This window comes from Vibrio sp. R11-SG3-ISO3-SZ, from assembly GCF_059834345.1.
In genome coordinates this window covers 1-24604 of the sequence record NZ_JCBDGX010000167.1, presented here as the reverse complement: position 1 = coordinate 24604, position 24604 = coordinate 1, and the positions used below count along the sequence as shown (strand labels likewise).

The following is a 24604-nucleotide window of genomic DNA, read 5'->3' as shown; positions in this document are numbered from 1 at the left end:
GCTATTTGGCTCTTGAGCAATCTGAAGTGTCATATCCAATTAGCGTTTGCACTTGTCATATGCATTTGTAGAAATGGTAGTACTCGCCTCGATTGTCTGCATTGTCATAAATATTTTCAATGTACCCGAGCATGCCTTTGACACATTGTCCAGAATACGTGGTGGGTGGTTTGAAATTCCAGTAGCTAACACGGCCCATTAATAGTCGGTTGTAGACATCTTCTTTGTCACGGTCGCCGCGATTTTCAGATACCCAAGTGCCCATAGCATTGCTGCCAGCTCCCGAGTTAAATTTATTCTCGAGCGTGCCTATTCGTGAATAGGCGCTATTTGCTTTATCAATCGTACTGGAAATCCAAGTGCTACGAGACTTCACATACATGTTGTTTGTATAGACATTACCTGTTGCGTCTAGGTTATTGGTGGCAATTCCAGTGCCACCTACTGTTATTCCGCTACTGAACGTTTGCGGTGCCACAAACGTGTTGCTAATGTCGGTGCGAGCGAACCTTGATGCATCTATACCGCCTAGCATGTCGGCGTTAGCCGCGGTATCCGTGATGCCCAGAAAACGGGTATCCAAATCCTGACCTTGGTAATACAGCTTGCCTGCGTTATCGATGACCAAGGCACCATTACTGTACAAGTTACCACCTAAATTCGTATTTCCCGCAATGGTCACCGAATCTCCAAACAGCGCCGCGCCGTTCACCGTCAGCGTGTTCGCTATCGTCGCATCATCGAGTGCTGCCAGCGCCGCATTGACCGTGTTAGCGTTCAGCACATTGACATCCGCTTGGTCTAGAGTGGCGGTAGTGCTGGTCAGCGTCGCAAAGCTGGCCACATCCCCGTTTAACGTAGAAATCGCCGCGGTATCGACCGTCGCCATGTCGATGGTGGCCGTATCAATTAGGGCAGTGTCAATGTTGGCATTGGTGAGATTGGCCTGCGTTATGATGGCGGTACCGATGTTGGCCGTATCACTGGTGAGTTGCGTATTGACCAACTGACCGATTGTGGCGCTGTTGGCAATCACATTCGACGCATTGAGTTCGTTCAGTCCAGTGATATCGTTATTGTTCATCAGCAGGTCGGTGTACATGGTGTTGAGCTCACCAGTGCCCGATGGGTCGGCAAAGCGGGATAGCGACGATCGTACTATGGCTGCAGCTTGTGGCGTATCAACCTTAACAATTGCTCTATTACCGTTCCACCCCCCATTATTCTTCGCCAATTCTGTTTCTATTTGAGCTTTTAACCCGTCGTCCAAGGTGCCTGCGTCGATAAAGATTTCATACTGGTTTGTCGTTCGAACGCCTTTAATTTCACCAATAGGTGTCATAAAGGTGCCACTGTAGAACGCTGATACATCAGACACGTCAACCGGCCACGCCCCCATGTTATCAACATAGAAATTCTTTAGTCCTGATTTAACCGACAACAATTCGTTGATTGTGACTTTCGCTAATTCCTTATGCCGAGCTTGAGTTGTGCTTGCTGGATCGGAGTTAGCTTGCGTTGCAAACGTGCTGAAAAACAACAGCCCAGCAATGAACCATGCTGGGTTTAATCTCTTGGTATGGTGAAAGTCCATATTTGCAATTCCGTTTAAAACAATATGGAAATTCTAATATCTTATTTTACAGTATACAGTGAAGTTTATATGTCAGCCGCATTGCAGAAATATGTCAACATTCGTCTACTTACATTCAAATTGCGTTGTAGTGCAACTACCACCGTTTTGTCCTCCTGATGATTTCAACCAATATGTAAGACTGCCCACAACACAACTACCGTAAGGGTTAGTATTGGCATTGGCATGCGCGATCCCTCGACCTGAGCATGCATTGGTGGTGCCAACTTTCACCCACGTACCCATCTTGTTGCCTCCAGCGCCAGAATTGAACTTATTCTCGAGAGTTCCAATTCTCGTGTACGCACTGTTCGCTTTGTCAATCGTGCTGGAAATCCACGTATTTCGTGCTCTCACGTACATGTCATTGGTGTAGATGTTGCTGGTGGCATCTAGCGTAGTGGTTTTTATACCACCAGCCACTGTTATCCCCGCATCAAACTGTTGATGTGCCAAAAACCTATTCGTAGTGTCTGTTCTAGCAAACGAACTCGCTGCCACGCCACCAAGCATGTCGGCGTTGGCCGCGGTATCCGTGATGCCGAGAAAACGGGTATCCAAATCCTGCCCTTGGTAATACAGCTTTCCTGCATTATCGATAACCAAAGCGCCATTACTGTACAGGTTGCCACCTAAATTGGCGTTCCCCGCGATGGTCACTGAATCACTAAACAGCGCCGCGCCGTTCACCGTGAGCGTGTTCGCTATCGCCGCATCCTCGAATGACGCCAGCGCCGCATTCACCGTGTTGGCGTTGACGACGTTGACGTCGGCTTGGTCGATGGTCGCTTGGGTGAAGTTACCGGCTGTACTGGTCAGCGTCGCAAAATTGGCCACATCCCCGTTTAACGTAGAAATCGCCGCGGTATCGACCGTCGCCATGTCGATGGTGGCCGTATCAATTAGGGCAGTGTCAATGTTGGCATTGGTGAGATTGGACTGCGTTATGATGGCGGTACCGATGTTTGCTGTATCACTGGTGAGTTGCGTATTGACCAACTGACCGATTGTGGCGCTGTTGGCGATGACGTTGGACGCATTGAGGTCGTTGAGTCCGGCGATGTTGTTGCCGTTCATCAGAAGGTCGGTGTACATGGTGTTGAGCTCACCGGTGCCCGATGGGTCGGCGAAGCGTGACAGAGATGAGCGCACAATAGCAGCAGCTTGTGGGACCTCCACGTTGAACATCACCTGATTCCCTATAATTGATCCGCGATGTTTTGCCAGTTCAGCCTTCAGCGATGATCGCTGCTGCTCATCTAAGTGATTCGTGTCGATGAAAAGTTGATAGCCCGTGACTGTCTGGTTTCCACGAATAACCCCAACCGGCGTCTTATACTGACCAGAATAAAATGAGCTTATATCGGCCAGTGCATCAGGCCAAGCTGCGCTGTTGGCTACATAAAAGCTTTTTAGACTATTTTGCACAGCGACTAGTTCTGCTACGGTCACTCTCGCTAGTTCCTGCTGACGCGATTTGGTAACATACGCAGTATTAGCCTCAGCATTGGCTAGAGTTACAGGGTTGACACAAAAGCAAGCGGCAACCCCAACCATCAACAAACGCATACTCATACTTAACCCGCCCATAGTTTTGTATATGATAGAAAATCATATACCTTAAATTTTCTGGTGTTATGTGGATAAGTAGGAGTGATGGCTATTTTGTGACCAAGTCATGACACTGTCGTATCACTATGACTAAAGTTTCATCGTACTGGCGGGTATTCGGCGACTCGGACACCATAGATGTCGTTCTTAAGATATCCATGATCCAAGTGTAAGGTTACGGCTTCTTGCGCAGAGGTTGCTTTATATTGGGTACGAGATAACTTCAACGAACCTGTGTAATGGATGATGATCCAGTCTTTAGCCTGACTAACCATCGCGTAGTTGTCCTTGAACTCAGTTAGCATCGCTTCGTCTCTTCGTATAGGGCAGGGAGGTAGGTTGCTATCACTGCAATAATCTGGGCCCGAGTTGCTTTTTGCACATCGTCAACACAGGAACTACCAGATTGAAGAGCTTGTTCGGCTTGAGATCCGATGCCTTCCAGCAGACTTAAAAACTGATAGACCGCGGCCAGTATCTCGACGTCACCCTTCTTAAATGGAAACTTCGAATGCCTACCATAATAAGCCCGACTCTGCTGGTAACTGTAGACAAACAGCGAACGTAATTCCGCGTCCGCTGAATCTACAGTGTGGCTATACATGGCAATCTTCTTTAAGCAATGCTGGTGGCGCCTTATGTGGCTAACAGTTTCTCGATAATCGTTACGGCCCCCGACTTGTACGGCGACCGGTAGGTCCTTAAATATCTGATTGTAGAGTCGTGTTAACATCGAGCTTACAACCTTGTCTATTTTTTTAGCTCGAGCTTCAACAGTCCGCTGTGTTAATCCGTATTTCGCCATCCTAAAAAGGCCTCCCCTACCATGAAGACAAGCGTGTGAACTATTCCAAATTGACTGACATGCTCAATATTTCCATGGTTTAAGTAAACCGGATAGGTATCCAAGTCAGTAATGCTTTTTTGATCTATGATGCTCGGTTTAACAAAGATGGGAAACTTTGCTCTGTTTTCTGCATTGACTTGCGCAATGATCATCATCGACTCTTTGGAATAGGGCGCTTTGTGTTGTTCGTCAAGAGAGTATGAGGTGATAGTGTTCATTGTCCGTAGAGCAACACGGTAGAGCGGTGAACTTGGATTAGTTAAATCTATGCCATCGCTCAAGATTTCTCTTAATCTACTAATATTGCCTTCCAGCAACGTATTGATATGTCTGTTCTTATTTGCAATCATCGTCTCATAGGCATAAAGGTCCCGTTTGACTGTGACCATAAGTTTGGCTCTGCGATCTTGAATTAAAGGTGTATTGGATTGATTGGCCGCTATCTTCTGGCGTTCTCCGTAAACCTCTTTGGTCACGTCCATCTTGAGCTTTTCAAGTGTGCCCTCGATCATTGGTTTATTCGTTGACAAGAACAATTTTGCATCAATGTACTCCTTGAAAGCGGTTTTATATGCCTCGTACAATGGATGATCGTCGGTAAAGCGCTGAGGTAGATTACGAACAAAACAACGTCCATGTTGGTGATAAACAATGTCGTAGTTTTTGAATGATGCATAGCACACATTTTCGCTCGCTTTGATAAATCGAAACTGGTCAAAAACTAAATTGGCCGATGGAATTCGATAGTCCGGCCAAATATCATTGTAGCTCGATAATCGCGCAAAAAAGTCGAGTTGAATATTGCTCAGTCTCTGTTTAGCCTCATCCTCTTTCACTTTAATAACTTGTAACCTTTCATTGAGCTTGCGGTTTAGTTCGTTAACATGCAGTTCCTCTTCTTCAAGTGATGCTAAGGCATTCTCATTGTCTTGCACTTTTTGATGAAGTTCGCTCAATTCAGATTCGTACTGCTTCTCTGCTAAGGTGTAATCGAGCTCTTCTACCACTATAGGTAAGAGTTTTGATAGGTAACCTTTCAGCTCTGGAGTAATGACACTGTTGAGAAACGCTAAGTATTGTCGATAGTCTCCCTCGATCAAGAATTCGCGTGTGCGAATGTAGTCCGTATACACATTGGTGATCTCATTCACTTGTGTTCTGGACATGCTATACACGAGAAAGTCGTTGTGAGCGATGCCACGCACCATCTGCGTGGCGGCATCGCCTTGTACGACAACTTGTACCTCTTTTGGACCCGCGCTAAAGCAACCGGCCAACACTACTACCCAACAAATTCGGTGAAGTTTCAACATGTAAGTCCGCCAATACTAAATGTTGGTCAATTCTTTGATGGCAACCGACTTGCTTGTTCGGTAAGTCTTCGTATTCACTTTGAACAACTTTGCTTGAGCTTCTCGACCTAGTTGATAATGCACGACATAAAGGTCATGCCCTTGATTGTCGTACAAGTAGAGTACGTTCGATGCATCTTTGAGTGAAACCCCATATGCATTTTTCAGTGATGCGTTTATTTTGCTGATCTGACTTTTTGTAAATCGCTCAGAGGTGAATATTCCACAGTTTCTTGATGAGTGGCGTCTGTCGTCGTCACAAGACTTCACGTATCGGTCTCCGTCCAGTTTGGCCACCAGCAGATCATCAAGATTTCGGTAGCCTAACATCACCATACCCTGAATGGATTGGTTCATTTTATGGCTGAACATAAACACCTGTGAGGCGCTACTATCTAGCATGTACTTATCGTAGTGGAAATAGTTTTCTAGTCGTTGACGATTGGCTTGCTTGGAAAACCGTTGCAGCTCAGTAATTGATTGTTTTTGTGCGATACCTTCGAGCTTATTTAGAAGCGTTGTCATTGAGCGGTAGTTTACGCCGGCCATGGTAGCAAGTTCTGCGATTTCGTTTCTCATGTCGTCTCTGTTGCGCAGAGACCCATTAAGCATGTCGAACATAATGGTACGGTCCCAAAAACCCTCTCCAGTGACACTCAAATCATCATTGAGCATCCAGTGCCCATATTTTACCCATGAGGCGTGAGCGCTTATACTGAGCGTGCCCAGCAATGATAGTAAGACTACTCCAAGCTTGAGTTTCATCGCGGTATTCCTTATTCGTTGTTTATTCAATACTGAACTCTTCCGCACCGTGTAATGTGGCGAATATTCCATAAATTTGGGGGATCATGTAACTGACGATTTCTATCGTTAAGCGGATACGACGCTGCGCTGAAAACAGCTCATCATTCGTGTCATCCTCAACGTCGAGATCTAACCATCCCGATACAGCATCGAGATCATATTTGATACCTGTGATCTCTTGATTTGTGCCTAGTGTGAAGTGCACGCTCTCTCGATAGTAGAATTCGAGCTGTGTTGCTTCTTTATTCTTCTTGATGTTAATTGCGACCTCATCGCCGGCAAGATCTTGAGCGCGGTAACGTACGGTTGATTTTATGGAAGGCTCTTTCATACTAGTGCTTCGGCCCAAGTCCATATGCTCTGGTAGCTTATTGGGCTCATTAATGATGGCTGTTAAGTCCGATTCCATGGTAATCGAAATGGTTCTATCCATTAGGTCAATCGCAGCGCCTTGAATCAACTCTTTCGCGATGTCGCGCTTTTTACCTGAAGCACAAGACAACCATATTTCCGATTTATTGAAATCAAACACAACGTGTACCAGCGTTTCTTCCGGCTCTGTGTGCTGCAGTCTTTCTTTTTCAATCGTTTTGCGTAGCTCCCGACGCTCTTTTTGCGTGTAGGTTTTGCCTGCTTCACGATCTTGCTTCAGCTTAGCGTTAAGCCAACGAGTTACCTCGCTTCTCTTTGGCTTTTTTTCTTTTATGAGAATCAGGCCGTAACCAAAACTACCGAGACCGACAATGAAATCAGTGGTTGCATCTAGCAATTCAAACGGTCGGATGAAACCTGTAGTTACCGGTTTTGTAACGGTGGGTTCTGGGCACTCAAATTGCTTCACCGTTTCATTAACTTCTGACAAACTCATGTCACTGATTTTTGCGCTGTAGACTTTGAAGCGTTTCATTACACACACCGATCCCCAATAATTACAGAAAAAATAGTATATTATTTTTTGTTAAATGGCTAGTTTTAGGAAGGTATGATTAGGGCGTAGTGTTACTCTATAGGTGCGTCAATACATAAACCACGGAGTACGGCATGAGTCAGTTGACCGAAACATTGGCAAAGCTCGGAATTAAATCCATACGACCGTTGCAGGCGGAGGTGCTTAGTGAATTGCTGGCTGGTAGAAACGTCATGGCTTGCTTACCAACAGCATACGGGAAGTCTCTTTGTTTTCAGTTGCCTGCACTTGTAGATCATGAGTTGACTATAGTTGTAAGTCCATTGATTGCGACCATCAATGACCAAGTACAATCCCTTAATTCAAAGTTTGGCAAAATGGTGGCTATGCGTTGGCATAGTGAAATCACTGCTGACGAAAGGCGAGCATTCGATAGCGATATCCAAATCGCTCGACTCTTCTACTGCTCTCCAGAAAGTTTAGTTCATACCGATATCCTATCTCGTATTTTGCGCTATCGCTCAATCAAGCGCATTGTCATAGATGAAGCGCACTATATCGCTCAATGGGGGGATTGTTTTCGCCCTGCGTTCAAGGAGTTTCCTCAGCGGATACGCGCGCAATTACCGGAAGTGCAGTGGCTAGTGCTTACGGCGACCGCAACAATCTCGACGATCGATACCATCAAAGCCTCTGTCTGCAATGATTTTTCTCTGGTGCTGCACGAACCAATAAAACCAAATTTAGCCTATGAGCATTACACTCGCGGCAAGTCTACGTTGGCTGACCTGAAGCTGATTAAACTGTGCAACGCAAAAGGCGATTACGACATCACTACAGCTAGAATGGCCATTGACTGCAAAAAGATTTCGGCTGGCGAAAAAACGCTGGTTTTTGCGCTTACTCGCCGTCGAGTTGAGCTATTGACGGACCAACTAGAAAGGCTAGGGGTAGACGCTATGGCTTACCATGGCGGGATGGCAGCAAACGACAAAGAACGTGTCGCTAAATGGTTCGCTCAAACTCAAGGAGGGGTGCTCGTAGCCACGAATGCTTTTGGGGTGGGCATTGACATTCCGGATATTCGTACGGTTATCCATGTAGAGACTCCGTTGTCTGTTGACGCGTATGTGCAAGAGACGGGCAGGGCGGGGAGAGATGGACAACCAGCGCGAGCCATTTATCTAAACGCTGATGTGTCCCATGCAGCTGGAAACTCTCTACTGGCGTACAGCTTCCCAAATGACGCCTCAGTGTCTGCCGTAATAGGGCAATTATATGATCAGTGTGCAAGGTCATTAGGGCAGTCGGCTTTTGGAATCAACTGCTATGAAAGAGATTTCCCTTTAGTTCTCTCACAAACCGCTGAAGGAACTAAACTGTCTAGCTCGATGGTTGATGTCATACTGGATCATCTAGTGAAATCGGGGCTTCTATCCATCTCACACGATTACTGTGGGCTTGTCGGGCGCTTTCACAATGGTCATTCTTTTTCAGTGTCCCGCTACAATGCCTTACGAGAGAAAGCGGTGAACGAGTTTTCATCAATGAAACACTATGCTTTCGTCAATCAAAGCGAAACAGCTCAGTACCTGAGTTCTTTCTATCCAGTCGGTCGCATTGACAAACAGAGATTAAAATGGACAGTAGTTTAATATTTGTGATTACCATCACTTTATTATAGAATTTAACATACTATATTTTTCGAAAATAAAATTATTATGTTGGCTGGATTATGATTAAAGAACAGAGCGCTATGTCGCTTGACGAACTCAAACGTTCATTACCTCGGCTATTAGAGGATACTCAATTGGAACTGGCAAACAATGTTGCCGAGTTGACAAAGCTTTTTGTGGCTGGCGATCGTCGTTCTGATGTTCGCATTAAGCAGAAAGAGATTGAAAGCCAGAGTTACAAACTTGATCAGCGATTGCTTGACATACAGCATGCCATATTTATGGCTGATAGCGATAAATATGGTCAATGCGTTGCGTGTGGTAGTTCGTTACCGCTGACGGAACTAGCCCGAGCCCCAGCGACGACTCACTGCTATGTGTGCAATAGAAAATCCACAGCAAAAAATTTCCATTAGCTCCTAGTGTATGACCAATGTTCGGCTACTTCGGTAGCCATTTTTTTCGACTTGGATTGGTTGAGTACCGTGTCTACCTCGGGAGCAACTGAGAACAAGGAACCTTGAATGCTCAAGCATGCTGACCAACCCCATACTCCAGAACTGGTCACTCAAATTAACTTTGGTCTTCTTTCCTACGACGCCCTTTACCTTGATTTTAAGCTCTTGGAAAATTCCACATTCCTTTGTCCAACCATTGAAATTAAGTGGGCCAATAGTGCTGGTGGATTCTCGCCTCAACTAAAGTTGGCCGGAGAGCAGTTACGAATATTAGCGCGTTTCCCCCATTTTTTTTCCATCTTTAGCGACTGCTCTGATAGTAGCCTATCTATGAGCCATGTCCTTAAACATTGGGCCCGATATGGGGAAAGATTGGACTTGGCGAATCCAGTTCATCTGATTACCGATCACTCTAGCAAAGCATTGGCAACGGAAACTGATCAATTGTGGTCAAATGAGGGCGCCACACGGAAAACGGCGGTGACAGCACGGTTATACGCCCATACGGACCCTACTGCACCTTTTGGTGAATCGTATTTCATTTCAAATGGTAAGTCTGTGCGTCAACTTAATATTAGCGACTTGTCGTGCTATGAACTCCGTGCGCTTGCGGACAGAATCGATATGACACATCTGCTCTGTGCTTTTAGTGATGTAGAGCTTGGTTTATCTGCCGCACTAGCAAAGCAGACGTTTGAATGTCCGACAATTCATTCCATAGTGTTCGCATTGGGACGTAGCTATGGTTCCTTATGTACTCGCCGTGAACTGTCTGTACCGCTTCAGAAACATCCTCTTCTTACCGAAATCGCAGAGAGAATAGAGCTTTTGGCCACGTCTCTTAGAGACGTGGGGCCATGGTGTCAGGGCATCAGCGATGCCACCAGATTGTATGAAACCTTACCTGTAGAGAGAAAAATATGACGATTAAACTACCATTCTTAGCTTTGCACGAACTTGTCCATGGCGAACTCTACCGTGTTCGAGTGACCAATTCTGACGGAAGTGCTCAACTCATAGATGCTTTCTGTGAGACAGATGTGGCGGGAGACGAAATTCGTTTCGTTACAGGTGATGGAGAAGAGATTAATGGAATTGCTATTGAGGTGAGTCCCAACGCTCTATCTTTGCCTGAACCTGTTGAACATAGGTGACTATCGCGCTGTTCAGTAAGCGGATGTGGCTACTTAGGTTTAACTATCTGTGCTTAAGTGAGTCAATTGTAGGCTAGGGGAATAGCAGTAAGGAAATGACAATGACTACCCACTACTCTTTAAAGATCGAACGTGTTGACGTCAATGGACCACCGATATTCATCTCGCGTGGTCATCACGACATAGACGAGTTTTTAACGGCTCTACGTCGTAATGGAGTAAGTGATGCGGTCAACGCTGAACACGTTTTTTTTAAACCCGTCCCACGCAAAACGGGTGGCTTTCAATTTTATGAGTATCCACAGCCGATCTCCGGTTCGTTTCCAGTAACTCGTGCGTCATCAGTTAGATAATGGTATGTAGACTTGCATTCTAGGTTATCATTATGCGACGCTCACTGCTGCACATAGTGGTTGTGCGACTATTCCAAGAGGAACAACTGAATTGAATTTTCGAAACATCACGCAATTGCCGAGTGGCTCTTGGCAGCTGAAATTGAAAACGTAAAGTAAGGGAAGATATGCTAGCTTATATTTTACCGATTTCTTCGACTTTTCTATGGAGAATGCCATGAACAACTCCCTCCGTGCAGGCTTGCAGCCAAGGCGTATGAGTGAATATCTATTGACAGAAATCCAGAGCGGCTATCGTCGGCTCTCAGGAAATGATTTACCATTAAATGCCTTAAACGATCTGAAAGTAGAGAACAGCCGCCAGATAGTGACTGACCTACATCAAATTCTCAACACTGCATTTCCAAATCAGCCAATAACGCATGCGCAATGTAAGGATCTTCTTAGTGATGCAATTGGAGCTACTGGTAACCGTGTTGAAGAACGTTCTATGTTAAGAGGCGCTATGCAGTCGAGGATCGCGAAACCTGTAATACTTCATGATGCCCCGACAAGGGAATACAATGCACCTAGTTTGTATGAATTTTTAAAAAGTAGACAGAAGTCTGCCCATTCTGCTGGGCACCAAGATGAAGCTGAGCAAGCACGAATCGAGGCGATGTTCGAAGAAATAGAAGGAATGTCGATTATCAATGGGGATTATATCACCGTTTATCATGCGACAAGTGCTGAAGCAGCAAAGCAGATTCACGAAACCAAAGTGATGAGCGCGGATGAGAATGGCCTGTTTTTCTCAACCAAGCCAGATGGCGAAATCTTGGGCTACGGCGACACCATTTTGGAATTCCTCATTCCAGCCAGAAAGCTTCATCTCGATGACATTTTTGGTGATGAAGCGCACCTCAAAATGAACGTCTTAGCCGGTGTTCCTGTATCTGTCGGAGAATACCTTGTATCTTCTAACTCCGATTATTCCGCTTCAATGGGGATGTGACACTCGTTGAACGAATCTAATGGGGCTATATACCGTCTTCTCTAATTAGGGGTTGCTAAGACCCCTAATTAGAGCGGTAATTAGGCCTGTTATGTACTTCACAAGCTATGTAACCTATTAGTCCCCATCAAGCCCCAAGTGCGACCGCATGAAATCATCTTTCTTCTTGACGGAACCCGAGCGGAACTCAACGCGGTTTGATGTGTAAATTCTTAACGTTGCTTCATTGCTATGGCCGGCATCAAGCATTACGTGCGTCTTGTCCCTTCCGCTACTCAAATCGATCTGAATTCCGGTATGGCGGCATGTGTGCGTTGTGAATCCCTTTAGCTCCATGCCATCGACAGCATAGCCATCACTCTCTAGCATGTCTCCCGCGACGGTGAACACCTCTTTGACTAAATGGGCAATCTGATCGCTGCCAAGGTTTGCGTTCACTTGGTGAGCTTCTCTTCCGTTATTGGCGGCACGATGCCGAACAAAGAGTGGCGTATTTTCACCTTTCGTTGGCAAATCACTTAACCCCAGAAAACGGCGATATCGTGTCAAAGCATCAATGACCAGTGGCGAGCAAATCACCTTTCGGCTTTTGTTGCCCTTGCTATGTGGTATGTAAAACGTAAAGTATGTTTCGTTGCTTTTGAACTCGCGATGCTGATGAAAATCACCCATCATTGGACTAAAACCGGCACGCGCAGAACATTCACTAATTCGTGGGTAGCAGAGAATCAAGAAATGCATCAGAAAGCGACTTCGCTCGTATTTTGCAGGGTTCTCTTTGGCCATGCGTTCTACAGCCTTAAACACATAGTCCAGCTGTAATGAGCTCATGCCTTTGTCGGTCGCGTCGGACCGGTCTTGCCTCAACTGTGGGCGATAATGGGATGTCAGTCTACGCAGTGCGATCGCAGCTGGATTTCGAAAACTGTACTCAATGTCTTCGAAGTACGTGTACATGTTCGACAGATTACTCAGTTGAATTTTCAGTGACGACTCCAGACGTTTGTATTCTGACTCTGGATTACGCTTTACGAACGGTCTCCACAGTGGGTTGACCACCACATAGTGCTCATCACTTTTTCTCTCATCAATTACTGATGAGCTGAATGTCCCTATGAGATGCGCTGGTGGGCTATTTCCAAACTCAATGAACTCGCGGAAGTCGTTTGCCGTCAAGTCAATGACATCCTTTTTGGCCACCAGCCATGACCAATTAAGTAACAGATTGATGTCCCCTCGCATCGAGTTAAACGTGTTCTTGCTACCGGCGACACTCGTCAATAAGTCGATAATATGTTCGTAGCTTTCGTATACCGTTTCCATTCCGCGTTCTGCCAGCTCGCGTAACAGTGCGTTTGCGTCGGGCATGGGGACATTAATATGGGTCACAGGTGGTAATAGTGGGTAAAACTCAGTCATAAGTTAGATCTCAACTAGCTTTGGCATGCTGTTGGCGATCGACATATGCAGCTTCCCACATAGATAAGGTTTTTCGAGCTACCTTCATAACTCGGTCAATGAACGCCTTGTCACTGGTGTCGCATTGCGCCAGAAGTTGTTCTGGTTTCATCGTAACCAAGGCAAACATGTTAGTAAGGCCGCTATCAAGCAGGCGAACCTTGTCGTCTTCACTGAATGGCAATGTATCCAGTTTCCGCGTCTTAGCCCACTGTACTCGTTCTACCAGCTTACCATGGCCATCTTTGAGCCTTTCAAGGAAACGCTCATGGAGTTGGCTTTCAATCTCTGGTAGCCAATGTCTTTGGAGTTCCACACACTCAGGTATAACAGGGGTGGCCCATTCACTACAGGGTGCTTTCAGGTAGATACCGCGGTCACTGCGTACGACATAATGCCAGTCCAAACCCTTTACAATTTCTACATGAGCCGGCTCAACATCAAAATCCAAACCATACTCGTACGAATAAACCCTAAATTGGGTACCCGTTGGTCCAACAATGGTATCACCCTCACCCTGCCCTTCGACCTTGACCAGCTTCTTTTTGAGTCGAGCAATCATCTCTGTCTGGACGACCATTATTTCTTTGTCGAGTTCGCGCTCTTTCGCCATCTTAAGCGCTTCTTTTCCCTTGCTTCGAAGTTGAGCAACCTCTTTCTTTAACTCGGCATTCTTTGACTTCAATTGATCCGGCTTAAGTGATTTAAGACGTTGCAATTCGGCTTTATCAGAATTGGCTGCAGATAGCTTCTTCTTAATGCTCTGATTTGTCTTCTCTAACTGCCGGATGGTGCTGTTTGCCTCATCGAGAGACAGCTTTAGCAGACTATTACGCTCATATTGAATCTTCAATTCAGACGCAACTTCGTTGAATTCAGACACAAACTCTTGGTTTTCAGCATTCAACTGAGATCTCAATTTTTCGACAATCGATTCCATCTTACGAACCGCGATATGAGCCAAATCTGGGTTATCTGTGCCTACTTTTATCTGGATATCTAACGCATCGAATAGTGCGGGTATTGTCATTGTTTCATCCATCATTGTTCACTACTGGTTTCGTCACCTAGAACTAAGCCGCGCAAGTATAGTGACACCATTCTCATGGTCGTCCATTCACCTGCTCTTTGTAGTTCAAGGTCTGTGGCTTTGTCCAACTCTTTCAAATCCTGAATACGCCCAATTCGACAGCTGTGCGCACTCCATTCAAGGTATGTCCTATCCAGACATCCCGCTTGCTTAAGTCTCCGGCATTGGCGCTTGAATATTTCAATCGTCACTGATGATGAAAGCGGAATGTCTGGTGTTACTGTTTTGTATGATGAGGTGATATGGCTAAAGAGATAGTGTTCGTCACCGAATTTATCTTTGACGCGATTGAAATAAGAAAGAAAGCGCCGAGCCTCTTCGTCCTGAATAACCTTCTCTTTGACATTTATCGATGTTTTAGAGCGTGTACGGAGTACTCTAACTTTCGAGTTACCTTCCACAATGACATGCCGCTTTTTGAGGTGTCTAATCTCGCTCATGCGTAAGCATGTCGCATAGGCCGCTGCAATGAAAGCGACATCTCGCACGTTCTTGAAGAAATGCCGGTCAATAGGTTGGTGGTCATTGAGTTCATAGAGCATGCTCAGGTGGTGACGGCGTAACGCAGTGGCTTGCTTCTGAACATAAGCATTGCCAGTTAAGTCAATGTGGTCTTCTTTAAGAGTCTTAATGAATGCGGCTATGTCACGACCCGTTGCAGGGTTTTCAATGTCTAGATACTCGTAAAAAATCGACAACAGGCTACGAATCTGTTGTGTGGTTGATATCGAATAGTCACTCAGGACCATAGCCTGAAGAAATAGCTCAAAATGGGCATCGTCAGCCAGTGGGAAAGCATAGATCTGATTGGCAATGCAGTAGTCCCGCCATTTCCGAAGAGCCCAGCACATCGATTTCACGGTGTTGGCCGCGAAGCCTCCACGGTTCATGTCGAATCGCCCCATTCTTTTTAAGATGTGACGAGTCTGCTCATGATTTGGATTGATCACGGGTGTTAGGTCAGGCAGTGCAATGCTATTTCGTTTTAATTTCTTCTGCCGATCGGCCCACGCTCTCTGAATGTGGGCCGTATCACCAGTGGTGACTAGTGCTCGCTTTGAGTTCATTATGCAAAGCTCTTAATGAACGGTTCGAATGTGCTGAATGCATGCATTCAGTAATTCGTCAGGCACGCACTTCGCGGTGATAGCCCTCCACACTTCTTCAGTCGGCACCTTGTCTGCGAGCCACGCATCCAAAAGGTATGACCATCGTCCTTTGTACTGTCCGGCGCAGGCCTTTTTTGCTTCCGCCGTGGTAGCCAATGCCACTGCTGCCTCGTACATGGCTTGGCTCTCAATGCTTACACACAGTTCCAACGTGTTGTAGATATCATTGGCAGTCTTTGAAGTATTGGTACGATTTTCTTCAGTCATAGTTTCGCCCTAGTGCACTGTATATTTGTACACTATATCTCTGAATATGATAACTTTCAAGTGGGGATTTGCTATACTTTTTTGCTGAGTGGTCAAATAGAGTTAGGGGAGGTCTTGATTGACCTCTCCTACTCACTGTCTAGCATGATGAAACACTGGCTTGTGATTGAAAGTACTCTGTCATTTGCTCATCATGAATCTTTAGCTTTTCAGCATACAACTGCGGTATCGTTGTCTGATAGAGCGAGCTAATCCGTCTATTTAGACACTCTAAATAATGTTCAGAATGATATTGGATCATCTTGTTCAGCTCTGCTTTTTGCGAATAAGGGGATATGCTCATACTTGTAGCTAGGTCATGTGCCGCTAACTCCGTGATGACCGTTATCAACTTGCTCACTTCGCTTTCAAGCAAAGCACGGTTGAAAGCATTTATGGAGAACTCATGCTTCAAATCAAATAAAGTGATCGCGTCTTCGTCTGGTTCAAGCTCAGATACTTTCCGCACCACGTCTTTCGACAATATATCAATGAGCGTTTCCGAGAAGACCTGCTCAGCAATGTATGATTCTTTCTGCGCGCTGTAATAACTCGATATGAATGGTTGCATCTCTTTTAGGCTGTCTTCCATTCTATCTACGTCCTTGTCGTAAATAGTCCGGTACGAACGTTCAGCGTAAAAACGGACTGCATTCAAGCTAAGTTCATCGCTTCCCGATAATTCGGTATGCGCGTTTTGTAGAGCATCTTTAACTAAGGCTTGCACGTTTGGCGTTGAATGGACCGCGGCGCGTTCGTCACATTTCTTGCCATGCTCAAACATCGCATATGCACTTTTAAAGCCCAGATACGCCGCAACTTTCTCATCAAGTTTGCGTGAGTTTAGCTCAATACAAAGCTCACTGGCTAAAAACTCATGCAAGTGCTTTCGAATCGCTCTAATACGGGTGGTAGTGAGTTCGTTTTGGTTTACTAGCGGGTTTAGATTCATATTGTCACCTTTACGGACGAGCGACCTCGTGGCTGCATTTAGTGCGCTCGACCATTGCGATAATTTATGAATCGTAAACAGGGTCGGCAGTGGTATGTGCTCTGTATTGGCTATGCAGCAAGCACCCTCAGCAGGGTATTTTGTCCTTCACAGGCTAAGCTGTAAGTCCATCGTATTAACAATAACCTTTAATTGTTGCATATCAATAGAAAAGTCGTAATAACGGGTGATTTTTCACATCTTGACTAGCCGATTTTCAGGCTGTCAATATTAATGCCTAGAGTGAACTGGTCGCGCTACATAGTTGCCAATCCTTTGGGTCAACCCACGCAACAATACCCGCTTGTTCCACGTTGATGCCGGCCAGCGTATTGATAGAGCCGTCTGGAGTCCATATGCCTTTTGATGATGACCAACGACCAGTAGAGATCACGCGAAGCTTACGACTATTAGCGTTAATATCATCGATGTAAGCGCCAATCGTTCCAAACACCTGCTTTCTCGTGTCCGAATTGGTGATATAACCAGAGCGGCAGACGGTCTGACCAATGCTGTTCACATTCATCAATTGTTCGATACGGGCTTGCTCTTCCATGGCTCTTATTCGTTGTCTCTCGACTCTGGAAGCTTCTCGTTCAGCTTCTCTCTTACGCCATGCCAATTTCGCTTTTTCACGTTCGCTATCGGTGAACATTGCTTGTTTGTGCATTAGCCCAATATCTTTGTCGATTGCTGGCCAGCTTTCGCTCTGAGGGGGGGCTCCTAGAATTAACGTCTCAATGCCAGCATCCCATTCAACAGCAATGTCTTCTGAGTTTGCAGTAGAAGCTCTCATCGTTTCTAACGTAACATATGTGTCACCATTATATCGGTAACCGATATTCTGCGTGAAACCCATCAGACCATCCTTGGTTACAACAAGATAGCCTGATCTGTGGGTATTACCAGTAGAACCGTAATACATAGGCGATAGTTGATAGATATCTCTAAGTGGTACCGGTAGATCATACACAAGCGGACTATAGTGCTTACTCAATATCACCATTGAATTTGACATGAGATGTAGCTTGTCTGAGTATTGGCTTCTCTCCCACTCGGTCTCAACCCGCGGAGCAAGGTCAGTAAAGGCTTGTGTTGTGCCGTTTTGCATCACCATAATGCCACTATATCTTTCAGTGACGTCTTCAAGTTCGTAGCGTCTGCCCTCTGAGTGTTTTTGATTGAGCTCTTTTGTCCAATAGTCCACCGACACGGCTGATTCACTTATCCCAACTTGCATGGTATGAAGATACTCATCACCTTGGTTGCAATCCGCCAAGTAATGAAACTTGCTACTTCGTACAATCGAAATTTGTCCTTTTTCATTTTCGCAATAGCGACTATATCCATCGACGAGTGCATAGACATCAGTATCAACCGTATCCTGATTGACAGTGAATCTGAATCGTAATTCGTCAGGGAAGTTATAGCGTGTCCGGTGAGATTGTTTGAGCTTCTCTCGGTTTTCCATGGCTGAAGGCCAGTTGTAATACAACGCGCCCATATCGCCTTGATATTTTTTAATCAAATCGTCTGATAAGTAGTACTGACTTTCATTGCTGCTAGGTGGCGATACGGTATCGTCATATGGCAGCTCTTGCACTTTGGTTGATGAACATCCCGAAAGGATGAGGATAACGCAGCTCAATTGGGTGATCGCCTTCATATCATTACTCCATTCGTTATCGTAGTGATAATGGTCAGGACGTTAGCCTGACCATATCGATCATTTGAAGTCTGGGGTGTACTCAAAACTCGATTCTGCTTGGCTATCGTTGAACTCCGGTATTGCCTTCTTATTTGCAAACGCGTTATTTATTAGGTTTGAAGGAAATGACTCAATCAACGAATTGAGCTCTTGAACATTGAAGTTGTAGATTTTGATCGCCGCTCCAACACTGGCTTCCTGTGATGAAATCTCTGCCATTAGATCGCGATAGACCTCTGCTGACTTTAATTCAGGGTATGCTTCAAACGTGGCCTTGAGACCTGCTGTCGCATTATGTAGCTTTTCTAGCGCGGCCGTATCGAACTCAGATTTACTACCAATGGCAGCGACTTCGGCACGCAGTTCAGTCAGCTTCACCATTAGGTCTGCTTCATGGCCTTTAAAAGTGGCTGCGATTTCTTCTGCCATAGGTATAATTTTCATCTTTTGGCGCTCGTGCACAATGACATCGGCCCATGCCTGCTTGCATCGATTGAAATTGCTAATAATCTTATTGTTGACAAGGATTACAATTAGTCCAAGCACAACAACGACAGCCGTCCATCCTAAAATTCCCATTACTTACATTCCTTCTATGTGATTAAGATCTTTCTTCTTTAAGGGCCCACTGCCCCAACAGTTCTTCGCACAAACTCAGCACTTCATTTAGCTCTATGAGTTCTGTGTGGTTTGACAGTTCATCGAGATACTCTTTTGGCGTGCTCACCGATGTCTTTCGCTTAACGTTGAGCAAGACTGGCTTAACGCTAATCAATAATTGTCCACGAGCGTTAACTTCCACATCCAACCTGCTGAATCTCTTAAGGTGATTGACTAATGCAAGTTGTACTACCGGAGAAATGTATCGTGCCGCATCTGTTTCGTTGCGCGCTCCGATTCTGAATTTGTTAGTAAACTCTATGAACGATGGTCTGTATTTTACTGCTCGATCACGTGGCATTGAGATCCCACTGTTGAACGCACTCAAGTAAGGAGTACACTGGACATCCACCAGCACCCCAGAGCGGTCATAGTGGTGGTAAGTAACTTCCTCTCTAGTATTTTTTCCATCCTGAACTCTTCGCACCACCTTATCGACATAGTGGTAGTGAAAGTATGTGAATGGAAACTTGTCCTTGTCCGTCGACTCAACCGCATCGGTTATTTTGTTGGAATGGTTTCCGCGGTTGAAGCCATGAAACACTCCGATAATTTGTGGCTCAACGTGCTTACAATCTACCGTGCGCAGTTTGTTGTCGAGAAAGCTCACTTTCCAAAATATCCTGTCACTCAACTTAATCAGTTCAGAGCTACGATGCATCACCAATGATAAGGGTAGGACCACCAGCCCAACCATAACCGCTAGAGAATACCAACCATAATGTAGAATCACCGGCCCAATGGCGCTGCTTGTGAAAAAACACGTTGCGATAAGTCCCACACCAAGAACCATCAACATGTAAGGCACCGTGTTGTTGTACTTCAGGCTAGGTCCAAACGAGCTCGCAGCCTCAAGTGAACTCAGTATTTCCTTCTTTGAGCTCGACTCTTCCACATTGTCCCTCAGCTGTTTTAGGATTACAGCAACCTCAGAATTATGTCCCATACAGACCTCATGATGAACAGTATTTAACGCACATCTAACCAGTTATCTTAATTACTATATTATCAACACATAAACCATAGAAGTAGATTAATGATTAGGATTCTAGTTTAAACATTCCAAAACATAGAGAATGCCAAATTTTCTCTGAGAAATAACGTCTTTACATTCTATAGTAATGCGTTTTGGAGTGACTTTGTCCCCATACATTTTTTTCAATTTCATGATGTACAGAACCATTTGAATAAAAGCAGCATGGACGGCTATTGGGTTGACGTCTTCTAGTGTTATTTCCACCAGTGCGAGTGGATTCTCTGACTGGGTGTGTGCTTGGCAAATTCGTTCCATCTGCTGATAGACAATACCAATAGTGCCACTACATGGCTCATAGATGGAGCATTCAGGGCCTGCTGACTCATCCACATCCATATGTTTCTCGTTAACCACCAACGAATTCAACAAAGCAACCAAACTGGCCGGTGTTGGGTAGAAATCATACTGCTTCGAGGCGCCTGAAAATTCACTCAAGAGGATGCCAAGTACGTCAGTTTCATCTCCATCTAAAATGAGGGAGGCTATGACTTGACTAAGAGCACTTGCCCCCTCAATGAAGGGCTTCTCACTCACGATCGGATCGTTACACGGATAGAGACCTTCAGATAAGTGATACGCCCAGTGGCGGATGAACGTATGTAGTGCCGCTTCGGTTGAATACTTGTAACGCCATGATTCAACAATCTTACGCGCGTCATTTATGGAAACGTTGTTCATCGGCCATCCCCTTCCCACTGCGACGACGCTTTTTCTCGAAAGCGAGAGATGGCACTCTCACAGAACTTGATCATTACAGGATTTTCTTGACTCTTGAAGAACGGTAACGCCTGCTCGGGATTCAATAGGTCCACATCAATCTTGTGAGCACCTTCGGGTAACCAGATATCAAGCGTGAGACCCAATTCAATGGAACTACGATAGTGTTTATGTTCTTCCGTCACCGAACACAATGACGCCGTGACATGCTTTAGTGCGGTTGCGCTGTCTATTTCTCTGATTGTTTGGTGAAAAGTATCAACCATCAAAATACTAACGCATTCTCTATCAAATAGAGATTTATTGGCTTTCGCTCCGACACCACACGGTATTAGGTAAAGTTCATTGTCAGAGAAAATAAGCACCCATTGCTCAACGTAAGTCCAATATTTATTTAGGTAGCTTAACTGGGCGTTTAAAGTTGGATTTGATGGCGACATTTTACTAACTGTACACACATAGCGCTTGACCGTCTTAATAAATTCTATCCATTCAGAAATCATATTAAACATCCCACTCAATTAAGAAGCACAAATCACCGAAAGACAGGTCTAAAGTGATGTATGCACAAACTTCACAAGCATCTTCGACAAAGAGTTTCTCCTTGTACTCTTCACTCACACCCAGTCCGGTGACAATCTCTGCAATCAGCGCTTTTTCCAGATCCTCACGTATATACACCATGTCATCGCCATCACAGTCTTTTATCACTAGTGCGGATCGCAATGTGTCAGAAATCTTCACTGACTTTTTCAAGCAAGACTCCCACATGTCCTTATCGGAGTTGGTGTACCCAAGTGTGTCGACTTTAGTAATTGTTACGATCATATTTAGCTCTCCATACTGTTCATACATACAGTGTATCTTATTATGATAACAAAGCAAAGTATAATTTCACTTATGTTCGATAAAGTTATCATAATGAGAACAGAAATCTCCCTGCGCTGTGTGACCGTACTTCAAACGTTTTTCCTTGCTACCACTGCAGAACTGAACGTGTTACAGTGTCACCAATGCGCAGCATCTAGCGACTGCTGGTTCGGAGTTTGCAGAATTTATACTATACTATATTTTGTGTTGTATCTTTTATGGTGATCACTATGGAACAACTGAATTTTGATAAACACCTGTTTACTCCCGTGGCAGTACAGAACAAACATGATGAACGGGATTCCATCTCTTTGAGTTTCTCGCTGGTGGATGCGCCAGTGGATGACATCAATAATCCACTACGACCTTCATTGGATCGGGTGGTTCAATTGCATGTATTCAAACCACTCGTCCTATCGAGTGATACGTCGCTCGGTCTGCGTTTTTACCAGTCCCTTGATCACACATCGGTACTATCAGAGCAACAGCTCTCGAAATTGACTAATTCGAATCACCTTGCCTTAAAGCGCTATGCGTTTACGCAGCTCACACCTGCAGAGCAAGCCCAATATGCTAAGACCCAAGGATATGACGCGATCGTTGATATGAGCACCGGAACGGTGACTGTTGCTAGCGCCGATCAAGTCTCAGCATTGCCCAGCAAACCATTGTGCCTTGAGACCGACTTCGACCTTTATGCCTATATCACCGATTTGAAGTACGCTATGCAGCGTGTTGAACGTAGAGCTGCCATTCCTCATGGGCGACACACGTTGACGGAGATGGATGAGTACATTTATGCATACCACGAAATCAAACAGCGCATTAACTCTTCATCACTACCCGCGATAAAACGATGTCAAACTCAGATTGAATCAATCACTCATGTGGCTAAGGTGCTTCAACGCATCGACAAAGGTGAGACAGATTCGTCAATCGTGTTACCGAAAACAACGCTTTTTCATGGCTCAAATGCAGATTTTGATGCCTTCGATCCGAGTCGATTGGGATCTAATACCGGCTACAGTGGTTCATCTAAGGCAGTTTTCCTAACCAAGTCAAAGCAGATGGCAGACAATTACGCCAAGGGCGCAGTTGCACGTAACGGCGGCAATCCACATACGTTAGTGTTTGAAGTGCAGCTGAACAATGCGCGACACTTTGATACATCTACTGCATTTTACGCCGAGCTAGACAAGCATGGTGTCGCCTTGTTCGATACTCTTAAAGCGCAGGGTTTTGACGGAATCATAGTGCGGGATGATTTAGAAGAAGTCGTGGTTTTTGAGCCAAGTCAGGTTTGCCGTGTCAACAATGCTTCCAACGAAGCAAATCCAATCAACACAACAAACCGCACCAATGTGATGTCCATTTAATGCGAGCAAGCACAGGCTATTATTGCTTGCACTTACCTCTTCGGAATTACTGACACGTGTACTGACGAAACTCAGTGAGACCAAGGTATGGGTTACCATGGCTCTTTGAATTTATCAGCTTGAGCCCCTTAACACATGAGCCTTTGGGTAGTCTGAAACTCGTATAGTGCATGCCTTCAAAGGGATGTGTCGTTGCCTTTGAAACTTGATAGTTGGTCTGCACCCAACGACCCATTGAATTCCCAGAACCACCTGAATTGAACTTCTCTTCTAGCACTCCGATTCGCGAATACGCGCTGTTGGCTTTGTCGACTACTGAACTCATCCAAACTTGTCGTGACTTTAAATACATGTCGTTTGTGTATGTGTTGCCCGACACATCCAGATTATTGGTCTGTATGCCTGAACCCCCAACCGTAATTCCACCCGCAAACACCTGATGTGCAGCGAACGTATTTGTCATGTCCTTTCTCGCAAAGTTTGCTGCATTAACGCCACCCAGCATTTCCGCGTTCAACGCCGTATCCGAAATGCCGAGGAAACGGGTATCCAAATCTTGGCCTTGGTAGTACAACTTCCCCAAGCTATCAACAACCAGTGCGCCATTGCTGTATAGGTGCCCTCCAATGTGGAGGTTACTGGCCATATTGACTGTGTCACCAAATATGGCTGCGCCATTGACGGTTAAGGTATTCGCGATGGAAGCTTCTTGCAGGTCGGCACGGACTGCGCTGATCGTGTTTGTTGTCAGCCCATCTACAGTAGCGCTAGTTATACTTGCCGTATCGATCGTGGCCGTATTGAATGTGGCGACATTCCCATTGATGGTCGAGAGAATAGCTAAATCAACAGTTGCCGTATCGATCGTGGCGGTATCGATTAGAGCATTGTCAATATTCGCATTGGTCAGATTGGCCTGCGTAACCACCGCCGTCGTTATCGTGGCCGCATCTGCTGTAATTTGTGTACTTGATAGATCACCAATCGTTGCACTGTTGGCGATAACGTTTGTTGCACTCAGCTCGCCTAAACCCTGTATGTTATTGCCATTCATCAGTAGATCGGCATACATGGTATTGAGCTCACCAGTTCCAGAGGGATCAGAAAACCTCGATAGAGCGGTCCGTGCAATCGCCGCGGCTTGAGGAACATCTACGTCCATGACAACCCGCCCTCCACTTAGTACGCCATGATTCTTGGCGAGCTCTGTTTGCAAGGCGCTTTTCGTAGTTTGATCAAGATTGTTGGTATCAATGAATAATTGAAAACCCATTGTGGTCTGAGTACCGGTAATGGTACCAACTGGCGTGGTAAATGCCCCCGAGTAGTGGCTTGTGATAGAACTAAGTTGCGCTGGCCATGATCCACTATTTTCTATGTAGAAGTGCTTGAGGGCAGTTGCTACCCTGTTTAGCTCTTGTACCGTGACGTCGACGAGCTCTTTCTTTCTCTTCATCGATTCCGCTGCCATTGCTTGTCCATCTATGCCAG

At 45.4% G+C, this 24604-nt stretch carries 26 protein-coding genes; 7 read left to right on the top strand and 19 right to left on the bottom strand.

What is annotated here, in order from left to right; all coding sequences use genetic code 11:
* Window positions 1-55 precede the first annotated feature (55 nt).
* The 7 genes from AC6R1O_RS18015 to rdgC all read right to left on the bottom strand — a co-directional run bounded on the left by AC6R1O_RS18015 (window position 56) and on the right by rdgC (window position 7157).
* A complete protein-coding gene (locus tag AC6R1O_RS18015) occupies window positions 56-1594 on the bottom strand; it encodes a hypothetical protein (protein ID WP_500657557.1) in 1539 nt (512 codons plus the stop codon).
* Between the two features lie 105 nt (window positions 1595-1699).
* Window positions 1700-3208, bottom strand: a complete 1509-nt coding sequence (locus tag AC6R1O_RS18010) for a hypothetical protein (RefSeq protein ID WP_500657556.1) — start codon at window positions 3206-3208, stop codon at window positions 1700-1702.
* Window positions 3209-3342: 134 nt separating this feature from the next.
* Window positions 3343-3549: a hypothetical protein gene (locus tag AC6R1O_RS18005; RefSeq protein ID WP_500657555.1), complete on the bottom strand. Its 207-nt coding sequence runs from the start codon at window positions 3547-3549 to the stop codon at window positions 3343-3345.
* Window positions 3543-4049 carry a hypothetical protein gene (locus AC6R1O_RS18000; protein WP_500657554.1) on the bottom strand — a complete coding sequence of 169 codons (507 nt, stop codon included), beginning with the start codon at window positions 4047-4049 and terminating at the stop codon, window positions 3543-3545. The genes AC6R1O_RS18005 and AC6R1O_RS18000 overlap by 7 nt, the downstream gene beginning before the upstream one ends.
* Window positions 4031-5404 (bottom strand): hypothetical protein, encoded by a 1374-nt coding sequence (locus AC6R1O_RS17995; protein WP_500657553.1) that lies wholly within the window; start codon window positions 5402-5404, stop codon window positions 4031-4033. The genes AC6R1O_RS18000 and AC6R1O_RS17995 overlap by 19 nt, the downstream gene beginning before the upstream one ends.
* Window positions 5405-5419: 15 nt before the next feature.
* Complete coding sequence (locus AC6R1O_RS17990) at window positions 5420-6208, bottom strand: hypothetical protein (protein ID WP_500657552.1); 789 nt, start codon at window positions 6206-6208, stop codon at window positions 5420-5422.
* 22 nt (window positions 6209-6230) lie between these two features.
* Window positions 6231-7157, bottom strand: a complete 927-nt coding sequence (gene rdgC / locus AC6R1O_RS17985; protein ID WP_500657551.1) for a recombination-associated protein RdgC — start codon at window positions 7155-7157, stop codon at window positions 6231-6233.
* Window positions 7158-7291: 134 nt separating this feature from the next.
* On the opposite strand from rdgC, the gene AC6R1O_RS17980 reads away from it, so the two are divergent.
* The 6 genes from AC6R1O_RS17980 to AC6R1O_RS17955 all read left to right on the top strand — a co-directional run bounded on the left by AC6R1O_RS17980 (window position 7292) and on the right by AC6R1O_RS17955 (window position 11792).
* Entirely contained in the window at window positions 7292-8812 is a 1521-nt protein-coding gene (locus AC6R1O_RS17980) for a RecQ family ATP-dependent DNA helicase (RefSeq protein WP_500657550.1), read from the top strand.
* 80 nt (window positions 8813-8892) lie between these two features.
* On the top strand, window positions 8893-9249 hold the full coding sequence (locus tag AC6R1O_RS17975; protein ID WP_500657549.1) for a hypothetical protein: 357 nt from the start codon (window positions 8893-8895) through the stop codon (window positions 9247-9249).
* Between the two features lie 108 nt (window positions 9250-9357).
* Complete coding sequence (locus tag AC6R1O_RS17970) at window positions 9358-10215, top strand: hypothetical protein (protein ID WP_500657548.1); 858 nt, start codon at window positions 9358-9360, stop codon at window positions 10213-10215.
* Window positions 10212-10445, top strand: a complete 234-nt coding sequence (locus tag AC6R1O_RS17965) for a hypothetical protein (protein ID WP_500657547.1) — start codon at window positions 10212-10214, stop codon at window positions 10443-10445. The genes AC6R1O_RS17970 and AC6R1O_RS17965 overlap by 4 nt, the downstream gene beginning before the upstream one ends.
* Window positions 10446-10546: 101 nt before the next feature.
* Entirely contained in the window at window positions 10547-10798 is a 252-nt protein-coding gene (locus tag AC6R1O_RS17960) for a hypothetical protein (protein WP_500657546.1), read from the top strand.
* Window positions 10799-11015: 217 nt separating this feature from the next.
* Window positions 11016-11792, top strand: a complete 777-nt coding sequence (locus tag AC6R1O_RS17955) for a hypothetical protein (RefSeq protein ID WP_500657545.1) — start codon at window positions 11016-11018, stop codon at window positions 11790-11792.
* Between the two features lie 117 nt (window positions 11793-11909).
* Here the strand turns inward: AC6R1O_RS17955 and AC6R1O_RS17950 are convergent, their stop codons facing one another.
* The 11 genes from AC6R1O_RS17950 to AC6R1O_RS17900 form a co-directional block, all read right to left on the bottom strand.
* Window positions 11910-13211, bottom strand: a complete 1302-nt coding sequence (locus AC6R1O_RS17950; RefSeq protein WP_500657544.1) for a site-specific integrase — start codon at window positions 13209-13211, stop codon at window positions 11910-11912.
* Window positions 13212-13221: 10 nt separating this feature from the next.
* Entirely contained in the window at window positions 13222-14295 is a 1074-nt protein-coding gene (locus tag AC6R1O_RS17945) for a hypothetical protein (protein WP_500657543.1), read from the bottom strand.
* The gene (locus AC6R1O_RS17940) at window positions 14292-15407 is read right to left on the bottom strand and encodes a tyrosine-type recombinase/integrase (RefSeq protein ID WP_500657542.1); all 1116 of its coding nucleotides are present in this window, start codon (window positions 15405-15407) and stop codon (window positions 14292-14294) included. The genes AC6R1O_RS17945 and AC6R1O_RS17940 overlap by 4 nt, the downstream gene beginning before the upstream one ends.
* A gap of 12 nt (window positions 15408-15419) precedes the next feature.
* Window positions 15420-15716, bottom strand: a complete 297-nt coding sequence (locus AC6R1O_RS17935) for a hypothetical protein (protein WP_500657541.1) — start codon at window positions 15714-15716, stop codon at window positions 15420-15422.
* Window positions 15717-15855: 139 nt separating this feature from the next.
* Window positions 15856-16707: a hypothetical protein gene (locus AC6R1O_RS17930; protein WP_500657540.1), complete on the bottom strand. Its 852-nt coding sequence runs from the start codon at window positions 16705-16707 to the stop codon at window positions 15856-15858.
* 277 nt (window positions 16708-16984) lie between these two features.
* A complete protein-coding gene (locus AC6R1O_RS17925) occupies window positions 16985-18412 on the bottom strand; it encodes a flagellar export protein FliJ (protein ID WP_500657539.1) in 1428 nt (475 codons plus the stop codon).
* A 60-nt stretch (window positions 18413-18472) separates the two neighbouring features.
* A complete protein-coding gene (locus AC6R1O_RS17920) occupies window positions 18473-19033 on the bottom strand; it encodes a LemA family protein (RefSeq protein WP_500657538.1) in 561 nt (186 codons plus the stop codon).
* Between the two features lie 22 nt (window positions 19034-19055).
* Window positions 19056-20060 carry a hypothetical protein gene (locus tag AC6R1O_RS17915; RefSeq protein ID WP_500657537.1) on the bottom strand — a complete coding sequence of 335 codons (1005 nt, stop codon included), beginning with the start codon at window positions 20058-20060 and terminating at the stop codon, window positions 19056-19058.
* A 102-nt stretch (window positions 20061-20162) separates the two neighbouring features.
* The gene (locus tag AC6R1O_RS17910) at window positions 20163-20828 is read right to left on the bottom strand and encodes a hypothetical protein (RefSeq protein WP_500657536.1); all 666 of its coding nucleotides are present in this window, start codon (window positions 20826-20828) and stop codon (window positions 20163-20165) included.
* Entirely contained in the window at window positions 20825-21370 is a 546-nt protein-coding gene (locus AC6R1O_RS17905) for a hypothetical protein (RefSeq protein WP_500657535.1), read from the bottom strand. Before AC6R1O_RS17905 ends, AC6R1O_RS17910 begins: the two co-directional genes overlap by 4 nt.
* Window position 21371: 1 nt before the next feature.
* Window positions 21372-21695, bottom strand: coding sequence for a hypothetical protein (locus AC6R1O_RS17900; RefSeq protein WP_500657534.1), 324 nt, complete (start codon window positions 21693-21695; stop codon window positions 21372-21374).
* 272 nt (window positions 21696-21967) lie between these two features.
* On the opposite strand from AC6R1O_RS17900, the gene AC6R1O_RS17895 reads away from it, so the two are divergent.
* A complete protein-coding gene (locus tag AC6R1O_RS17895) occupies window positions 21968-23113 on the top strand; it encodes an ADP-ribosyltransferase-containing protein (RefSeq protein WP_500657533.1) in 1146 nt (381 codons plus the stop codon).
* A 46-nt stretch (window positions 23114-23159) separates the two neighbouring features.
* Here the strand turns inward: AC6R1O_RS17895 and AC6R1O_RS17890 are convergent.
* Window positions 23160-24604, bottom strand: a 1445-nt coding sequence (locus AC6R1O_RS17890) for an autotransporter outer membrane beta-barrel domain-containing protein (protein WP_500657532.1), incomplete at its 5' end; no start/stop codon positions are given.